Below are 2,757 nucleotides of genomic sequence, written 5' to 3' on the forward strand. Positions count from 1 at the left end.
CCGCCGTATCCCCGGCAAAGCGCGCGGTCACCTTGGCATCGATGCCGGCGGCTTTCAGCGGCATGGCAAAACTCTGCTCGACCGCTGTGCGCGCCGCGCCGCGCGCGAGGCGCATCGGGGTCGTGCCCTTGGCCTGCTTGATCAGCTCGTCCTGCGCCGCCTTGCGGTTCGCGGCGTCGAGCGTTTGTTCGGCATCGGTCAGCGTCAGCAGGATCGCGCCGTCGCGAAACTCGCTGATCGCGTCGATGTCGATCTCGGGCCCGGCGAGCCGCAGCGGCGGCAGCGTCACTGTCAGCGCATTGGTCTCGGCATTCCAGTCGAGGTCCGATTGCTTGAGCTTGGCGAGATCGAGTTCGTAGCGCACCGTCCCCGGCATGATCAGCGTCTTCTTGGCGCTCAAGCCCAGCCGGCTCTGCGTCGAGGTGACGACCGCGACATAGCGCGCGGTGAAGGGGACGAGCACATTCTGCTCCTGCAGCCCTTGCAGGCTCGCGGCAACGACGGTCTCGGGCTCATAGCCGCGCTGCCAGTCCTGCCAGGCGCGCCAGCCGAGAAACACCGCGAAGCCGAGCACGACGACGATCAGGATGCGGAACAGTGACCGGCTCATGCGACGAGCCGCCATGCGTCGGCGTCGCGCGCCACGCGGCCGCGCTGTTCGAGGTCGAGCAGATGCGCGAGCACCGAGCGTCCGGCGGCACCGGTCAGGCGCGGGTCGAGTCCCTTGTACATATGCGACACCATATCGGGGATAATGGCCGTGCCGCGCTCGAGTTCCTTCAATATCTGCCGTTCGCGCTGCTTGCGGTGGCCGAGCATGCCGCGCACCAGCTGCTTCGGCTTGGTCACCGCAGGACCGTGCGCGGGATAATAGACGCGGTCTTCGCGCGCATAGAGTTTCGACAGGCTCGCCATATAGGCGGCCATGTCGCCGTCGGGCGGGCTGACGACGCTGGTCGACCAGGCCATGACATGGTCGCCGGTGAACAGTGCGCCGCTTTCGACCAGCGCGAAACAGAGGTGGTTCGATGTATGCCCCGGCGTTGCAACCGCCTCGATCGTCCAGCCGTCGCCCGAAATCCGTTCGCCATCGGCGAGGACGCGGTCGGGGGCATAATCGGGGTCGAAGGCTGAATCGGCGCGCGGGCCGCTGTCGCTGATGACGAGCGGCGCGCAGCCGATGATCGGCGCCCCCGTCGCTTCCTTGAGCGGTGCTGCCGCGGGGCTGTGGTCGCGGTGGGTATGAGTGCACAGGATCACGGCGACCCGCGCATCGCCGACGGCGCGCAGGATCGCATCGACATGCCCGACGCCATTGGCATCGGCGGGATCGCCGACGCTGAAGCCGCTGCCGGTCGGACCGGGATCGATCACCGCGACGTCGCGCCCCGCGCCGACGATCCAGGTCTGGGTCCCTGTGAAGGTGTAAGGCGATGGGTTCGGCGCAAGCACGCGCCGCACGAGCGGCTCATGCTGTTCGCAATCGCCGGCGTGGATGCTGTCGGGCCAGGGCTTTTCGTCGCTCATGTCCTGCATGTGGCATCGCCGACGCGATAGAAAAAGGGGGCGTGCGCAGAAAGGCGCCTGCAGTCCGTCGACACGGGCTTTCGCGACCGCGCGTCATCGGCTATCGGCGCCGCCATGAATGATATGATATCACACCCTCGCTCCCGTCGCGACGACGCTCGCTTGGCGGTGTGGGTCGGCCTGTTCTGGGCGGCGACCTACCTGCTGCTCTCGGTGCGCGCGGCGCTCATCACCGACGGGACGGCGATGTGGTTCAGCCCGCTGCGCCTTGCGTCGATCAGCGCGGGTGCGCTCCTCTTCGGTTTCGCGCTCCGCGCCGGCATGCGCTCGCCGCAGCTTGCGCGCCAACCGGCGCTGCTGCTCTTCCATGTGCTTGCAGCGGCGGTCGCGATCTTCGCTTTCGGCTACACCGTCGATCATATCTGGTCGACGAATCCCTATCCGCTGTCGGGCCATATCCGCTGGATATTGACCTGGACCGGCTATTTCGGACTCGGCCTCGCGGCCTTCCTCGCCGTCAACCAGAGCCGGGCGAAAGCGCGGACCCGCAGCCAGACTGCCGTGGCCATACCAGCGGCAACCGCGCAGCCGATCGCCGACACCACCACCGACGCCTGGTCGTTCGCGGTCGATGTCCTCGCCGACGAACTGGCGAAACAGCCGTCGCGCGATGCCTTGATCGCAGCGCTCGAACGCCGCGCCGGCTATGAACTGGCCGATGATGTCGACGCAACCGCGACTGCTCACAATGCGCGGGCGCAGCTGGTTGCCGCGCTGGCGGACCGACTCAAACGCGCGAGCTGACGGCGGCACCGATGAAAAAGGGAGCGGTCGCCCGCTCCCTTTCCCCGCCCCTGCCGCAGGTGCCCACCGGGGAGAAGGCGCCCACGTCAAAGTTGTAATCGTCAGTTGCCCGACTTCTCGAGGTCGGCGATCGCCTTGTCGAGGTCGGCGGCGACCTTGGCGCGGATGTCGTCGGACATGCGCCGACCCGCCTCGCCCTCGGCGAACTGCTCGCGGGCCTTCTTCAGCGCCGACAATTGCGCCGCCTTGTCCATGCCGCCGCCGCAGCGGACCATCACGACGCGGCTGTGCTTCTTGCCGTCCTTGTCGTCGCGGTTGACCAGCGGCATCGGCGTCCGGCCTTCGCCGCAGTTCATCGTCGAAAAGGCCTTGCCGTCGAACGACTGCCAGGCGCCGGGGGCCATGGGCGGCATCGGGGGCATGGGC

Annotated in this window: 3 protein-coding genes and 1 pseudogene; 1 reads left to right on the plus strand and 3 read right to left on the minus strand. The window is 67.8% G+C overall.

Annotation, left to right across the window (positions count from 1 at the left end):
- Positions 1 to 610, minus strand: a 610-nt coding sequence (locus B1A78_RS21285; RefSeq protein ID WP_077148845.1) for a DUF4230 domain-containing protein, incomplete at its 3' end; no start/stop codon positions are given.
- On the minus strand, positions 607 to 1,527 hold the full coding sequence (locus tag B1A78_RS21290; RefSeq protein ID WP_077148848.1) for an MBL fold metallo-hydrolase: 921 nt from the start codon (positions 1,525 to 1,527) through the stop codon (positions 607 to 609). The genes B1A78_RS21290 and B1A78_RS21285, both read right to left, overlap by 4 nt.
- 162 nt (positions 1,528 to 1,689) lie before the next feature.
- On the opposite strand from B1A78_RS21290, the gene B1A78_RS21295 reads away from it, so the two are divergent.
- Complete coding sequence (locus tag B1A78_RS21295) at positions 1,690 to 2,331, plus strand: hypothetical protein (protein WP_077148846.1); 642 nt, start codon at positions 1,690 to 1,692, stop codon at positions 2,329 to 2,331.
- Between the two features lie 101 nt (positions 2,332 to 2,432).
- Here B1A78_RS21295 and B1A78_RS21300 read toward each other — a convergent pair.
- Positions 2,433 to 2,757 (minus strand): annotated as a pseudogene (locus tag B1A78_RS21300) (peptidase M56, BlaR1); the annotation flags it as partial.

It is taken from the genome of Sphingopyxis sp. KK2, from assembly GCF_001990265.1.
Lineage (GTDB): Bacteria > Pseudomonadota > Alphaproteobacteria > Sphingomonadales > Sphingomonadaceae > Sphingopyxis.

Coding starts and splice junctions, on each gene's coding strand:
- B1A78_RS21290 (WP_077148848.1), bottom strand. CDS start 1,527: ATGAGCGACGAAAAGCCCTGGCCCGACAGCATCCACGCCGGCGATTGC.